General features: G+C 60.4%; 3 protein-coding genes and 1 pseudogene. All 4 read right to left on the bottom strand.

Annotated features, from left to right (window positions below; genetic code table 11):
- A pseudogene (locus tag ACN6PJ_RS31000) lies at positions 1 to 251 on the bottom strand (type I secretion system permease/ATPase); the annotation flags it as partial.
- 131 nt (positions 252 to 382) lie between these two features.
- Positions 383 to 988, bottom strand: a complete 606-nt coding sequence (locus tag ACN6PJ_RS30995; protein ID WP_054516392.1) for a heme acquisition protein HasA — start codon at positions 986 to 988, stop codon at positions 383 to 385.
- Between the two features lie 138 nt (positions 989 to 1,126).
- Positions 1,127 to 4,225 (bottom strand): TonB-dependent hemoglobin/transferrin/lactoferrin family receptor, encoded by a 3,099-nt coding sequence (locus tag ACN6PJ_RS30990; RefSeq protein ID WP_427999468.1) that lies wholly within the window; start codon positions 4,223 to 4,225, stop codon positions 1,127 to 1,129.
- A 303-nt stretch (positions 4,226 to 4,528) separates the two neighbouring features.
- Positions 4,529 to 5,429: FecR family protein (locus tag ACN6PJ_RS30985; protein WP_427999467.1), on the bottom strand; the 901-nt coding region annotated here is incomplete at its 5' end.

The following is a 5,429-nucleotide window of genomic DNA, read 5'->3' as shown; positions in this document are numbered from 1 at the left end:
AGCGCGCCCATCAGCGCGAGCAAACCGACGATCATCAGGCTCAGCATCACCAGCGTGAAGACGTTGCCGGACGCCAGCACGCGGTCATAGACCTGCAGCATGTAGAGCGACGGCGCCAGCATCAGCAAGTTGGTGGCGACACTGAACGCGGCCACGCTGTACCAGCCCGTGCGAAAGCGCGCGAGGAGCGATTTGATCTCCAGGACGTCCGCGCCCTGTGCCGCGCCCGCGCGCGTCTGGGTTTGCTGCATCGAATTTCCTTGCCCGGATGACTGCCGGGACACGCAGAATGAAGAAACAAAAAGACGGTCGCGACGGGGGATAGGCCCGCCGCGACCGTGACCCACGCGCCCGAGAAAGCGCGGGGAAACTCACGGGTGGGTTACGCCGCCAGGGCGAGGTCGGTTTCGGTAGCGAAGTTGTGGGCGACCAGGTCGGCGATGGAGGTGTGCATATCCATCCCGTTCTGTTCCAAGGCGTCGACCAAACCTCCGTTCGTGATGTGGCTGATCTTGTCTGGTGTGCCAACAACCGAACCGTTCATCAGGCCCCAAACGATGTCATGCACTTCGTTGCCTCGCCCATCGGCAACGTCACCCTCGATAGGCTGATCGAAAGTAAACGTAATGAGCGGATCGACCACATGTCCGGCTCCGTCCAGGCCACCGCCCAGGGTGATGGAATCCAATGAACCCCACACCGTGTGCGCGGTCGGGCCGTCACCTGCGTGGCCGCTGTAAGGAGGGAAGAAGTAGTGCAGATCACCTGAAGCCACGAAGGCGTAGTTGGCGACCGTTTTGCTGACATAGCCATAGTCAGTGCCGTTGAAGGCGTTGCCACCGAAGAATCCGCCCTTATTGGGAACGCTGGTGTGCTCACCGGCAACCCCTCCATTCTGGAACGCGTCCAGCATGAGCTCCAACGAACTCTCCATTGTGATACCCGTGGGAAGGTGGCTGATATCGATAAAGCTTACTTGTGCAGACATTGTCATGCTCCGTTTATTACCAATTGCCGGGGTGAAGCCCCGACCCAAAAAAGCGCCGCACTCTGTGTACGTCGCACATGCGAAAAATCCGCATGTCCCTTTCTCGGGATAGGCATACCCACCCGAGCTATTACTTGCCTAAAAGCGAATCTCCATGCCCAACGCAACGGAGCGCCCAGGCGCGAATGTGCGTGCCATCGCATCGGAATATCCGTCGACATACATTCGATTGGTGATGTTCTCGACTGACGCCATAAGCTTGACGTTGTCATTGGCTTGATAACTGGCATACCAGTCCCAAGTCGTGTACTTGAACCAAACCTGGGAGCCACCAGAATCGCGGTTGTACCAACCTTCACCGCTGTAGTTGAATCTCACGCCGGTATCCAGCTTGCGCTCCAGCAAGCGCACGCCGACCAGCAGCGTGCCTTTATCCACCGGCTTGGCGATCGCGCTGTTGAAGACGAAGTTGTCGCAAACGACCTGATCATCAGCCCAGGCTCGCCACGATTCATACCCGCGCGCGAGGGCTTTCTGATGCTCGACCGGATAGCTTCCATCTGCATTCGGGCGGTCGAATTTGTTTTCGCCGGACCCCAGGAAGTAAAGGTCTTCGCAGAACTTGTTGGGGCCGCCTAGATAATGGGTATAGCTCGCCCCCCCATAGATCCATCCAGCCTCATAACGCCCTTCAAATTCCAAGCCGCGGAACTTTGTGCGGTTGCGGTTGTTGACGAAGGCAGTTGTGCCGGGCAATGGCAATCTTTCTAGGTTGGAGCCGGGCAAAATGACGTCCATGGACGAAAAAAGGTAGTTATCCGCCCTCGTGTCGAAGTAGCCCGCCTTTAGCGATAGACTGTCGCCATCCAACGCGACGTCCTGGAATATGGTGTTGGCGCCTACCTCCCAGGTCCGTGAGGTTTCCGGCTCTGCATTCGGATTGGGGTAGATGGAGGCAAATCCATCTCTAGGATGATTGCCCACCATCAGCATTTCGTTGATGGCGGGAGGCCTCCAGGACTTACCCCAGCTACCGTACATTTCCAGCCAATTGGTTGGCCGAATCGCTCCGGACAACGCGGGCAACAGCATCCCGGCACTGCGACTCACGTCGTAGTCATACAAGGCGTTCTGGTCGTCGAGGTCTTCAGGCTGAAACTCCTTTTCGTAGTCAGAGGATCTACGGCCGCCAGGTATGTAGAAGTTCTTCGTTCTTCCACGTTGGTCGACGTACGTCGGCACATCGGCCCACCAAGCAGCGATGGCCGATTCGTCGCCAGCCAACGCCAAACGGCAGCCTGGCCCGTAAACAGATTGAACTTGGCTGCGCGGGTTTTCGTTCGGCGCCAGCCCCGGAAAGGCGCCATAAGCGCACATTTCTTTTGCAAATTTGTCGAGCCTGGATAGGTGAACGGTCTGCTTGCCGGGAACTTGCGTCTTACCCTTGAGGCGGTAGCGCTCGTAACGAAGGCTGGCGGATATGGTGAAGAAATCGTCTTCCAGCTTCAGCTCTGTGAAGATGCTGCCCATGCTGCGACGGCCTTGCGGATTGAGCGCATCCTTGCCCGTAGTGCCAATGGGGCGCACCTCGCGACCGTCGTGATTCCAGCGCTGGTTCGAAGTTGTATGGTCAGTGAAATACTCTACGCCGTAGTTGGCACTGAGCGTTGTCGCCCCGAACACGAAACGCGATGTGTTGTCGAGCTGAAATCCTTGGGTCTTGGTAGACAGTCGATTATTTCGGCCCACACCGTACTGTCTGCAAACGTCAAGCGCGTAGGGAGTTTTATCGGGCTTCTCACAAGCGCCGCTATCCCAATACTCATTGTCAATATTCTCTCGGATCTTTGCTGCGTCTGTGAACTCGCCATCAAACCTGGAGAAGGGATAGGTTGGCGTCGTGTAATTCTCAACATTTGTTTCGACGCCATATGCCTTCACTTTCATATCAAGTAGAGGGTTGTCGGCCGGCTTGATTTTGTAATCGAGGGCGAAGCTGTTTGACTGGGCCTTCGAAGTTCCCATCTTGCGCCAAGGAGTGCCGCTCTCCTGTGCTGACGTGTCCGCATCAGTGGTGTAGGAGTATCCGACTCGTGTGCCGACGTAGCTGAACAACAGCGACTGATCATCACTCAGTTTCCAGCGTGCCTTGAACAGACCGGAGTCCTGTTCTTGAGCGGCGAACTTCACATCGTTGAATTCGATCTTTCCGCCGTTGAACCACACTGAATTCTGGCCCTCGATACCTCCCCGCGCGCCAATCCGATAGTCCCCGATCGATCGTCGCGACATCGCCGCCATCACTTCCAGATTCTCACCAGCGCGCGCCGCGCCCGCCGCGCTGCCGATGAAATTGGTACCGTTCCCCTGATATCCCATCCCGGACGTGCCGCGAAGCTTCAGCCCGATATCCCTGCCTTCCCGCAGCACATCCCCAAAATCCAGCGTGCGGAAATCCACGCTCCCCGCCATCGCGCCGGTGCCATGCACCCCATGCACCACGCCTCGCTCTACCTCCACCTCGGACAGGAGTTCCGAATCGACATACATTTCTCCATTGCGTTGCATGTGCCCGTTCTGCACGAAATCCTGGCGCATGCCGTCGATCATCATGTTGACGCGGCCGAAGTCCTGCATGCCGCGGATGTTGATCGACAGACCGGGGTTCTGGCGGTTGACGGCGCTGGCGACGCCGGGAGTGTCCTGGATGAGTTCGGCGGCGTGGCGCACCGGCACGCGATCCATTTCTTCACGCGTGACGATGCTGACGGCGCGGGGGGCCTGATAGACGCGCTCGTTGACATCGTTGCCGCGCACCACAACGGGCGCCATCGAGTACACCCGCGCACGCGCGCCGGGACCGTTGTCGACCAGTTGCACGTTCGGTCGGACAGCGCCCGCGGTCCGGCGATAGCGGTAGCCGATAGGACTGTTTCCCAGCAACCGGGTCAGGCCGGTCTCGAGGTTGAAGCTGCCCTTCAGCTCGACACTGGTATAGGCTGAGAGATCGACGTCGCTCATGTACAGGTCAACGCCAGCCTGACGCGCGAATGCCAGCACGGCCTGCGCCATCGCTTGAGCCGGGATGTCGAAAACGAACGTCCGCTGACGTTCATCGTCCTTCTGATCGGCGGGCTCCGCTATGTCCGAGGCACGCTCCTGCGTTTGCGCCACAGACACGCAAGGCAGCGCCAACGCGCCTGCGGCCAGCATCCGACTCACAATACGGAACTTCACCTGTCTTCTCTTCACTTTCGCCTCTGGTTGCTACCGATGCAAACGCGCATCATTACCATTAACGTTTGAGAGTCGAACTTCAGTAAAAAAAGTTTGAAAAAGACAGTTCCCAGAGGGAGAGCGGTGCGGGTGCGTCCTGACTTCGTCTTACTCAGGGGCCCGACGATGGCGCTGCGCGCGCACCGCGATTGGATCGTGCGGTCGGCACACGAAAGGGTGTCGAATACAAACCAGCGTTTGTTATTCCGCTTTACAAACCAGGCTTTGTAAAACCGAACTCGACACTCAAGAACTCGACGCTTTTCAGTACAGCACCGTCACCCCCGGCAGCCGCAACCGCGCAAGCCGCAGCTCGCTACAGAGCGTGGCCAGCGCGCCGTCAAGGTTATCCAGGTGGAACAGCGCATGCACCGGCCTGCGCGCCGCGGCGCGGTTCGCCAGGATCAACCGGCCCGGCCGGAAATCGCCGATGCGTTGCAGGACCTGCTCCAGGGGTTCGCCTTCAAAGATGAGATAGCCGTCGGCCCAGGCCGCCCCGCGCGCGGGCGCGACGGGGCTGCGCCCGATGCCGGCGGCGTGGCTGAAGGTGGCGCTGTCGCCGGCCTTTAGCGCCGCGCGCGCATCGCCCGATGCGGGCGGACGATCCAGCGCGAGTTGGACACGATGCTGCAACACACCCACCCAGCCGTGGCCGGCGTCCTGGCGCCGCACGGCGTAGCGCGTGCCCAGCGCGGTCATGCTGGCGCCCGCGCTTTCCACCACGAACCTGCGCGGCTCTGCCGCCCCCGTAGGCGCCGGCGAGAACACCGCTTCGCCGCGCAGCAGGCGCACCCGGCGGGTCGAGGCGTCGTATTCCACATCGAGCGCGCTGTTGCTGCCCAGCAATACACGGCTGCCATCGGGCAACGCCAGGGAACGGATTTCGCCGACGTCGCTGCGATAGTCGGCCAACCAGGGTTCGATGACATCCGGCCCATTGATCGTGCCGGCGACGACCAAAGCCGCGCATGCCAGCGCGAACGCGCGCCGGCGGGGCGCCATGAGATGCGCCCGGCACCATGCCGCGGCACAGGCACGCCAGGAGATGCGCCGCGTCCTCGGCGCTGGCTGCGCGAGCGACGGCGCGGCGCGGCAGGCGCCGGCCAGGGCCCAGGTCATTTCGGCATCGGCCAGGGCCGGGCCGTGGCGCGCGTCGCGCGCCAGC

Origin of the sequence: Achromobacter sp., from assembly GCF_050285585.1 — a bacterium.
Taxonomy (GTDB): domain Bacteria; phylum Pseudomonadota; class Gammaproteobacteria; order Burkholderiales; family Burkholderiaceae_B; genus Achromobacter.
The sequence above is the reverse complement of the archived record's forward strand: the minus strand, read 5'-3'. Positions and strand labels throughout refer to the sequence as shown.

Bases quoted from the DNA above. Each gene is read 5' to 3' on its own strand.
- ACN6PJ_RS30995 (WP_054516392.1), bottom strand. From the start codon at position 988: ATGTCTGCACAAGTAAGCTTTATCGATATCAGCCACCTTCCCACGGGT.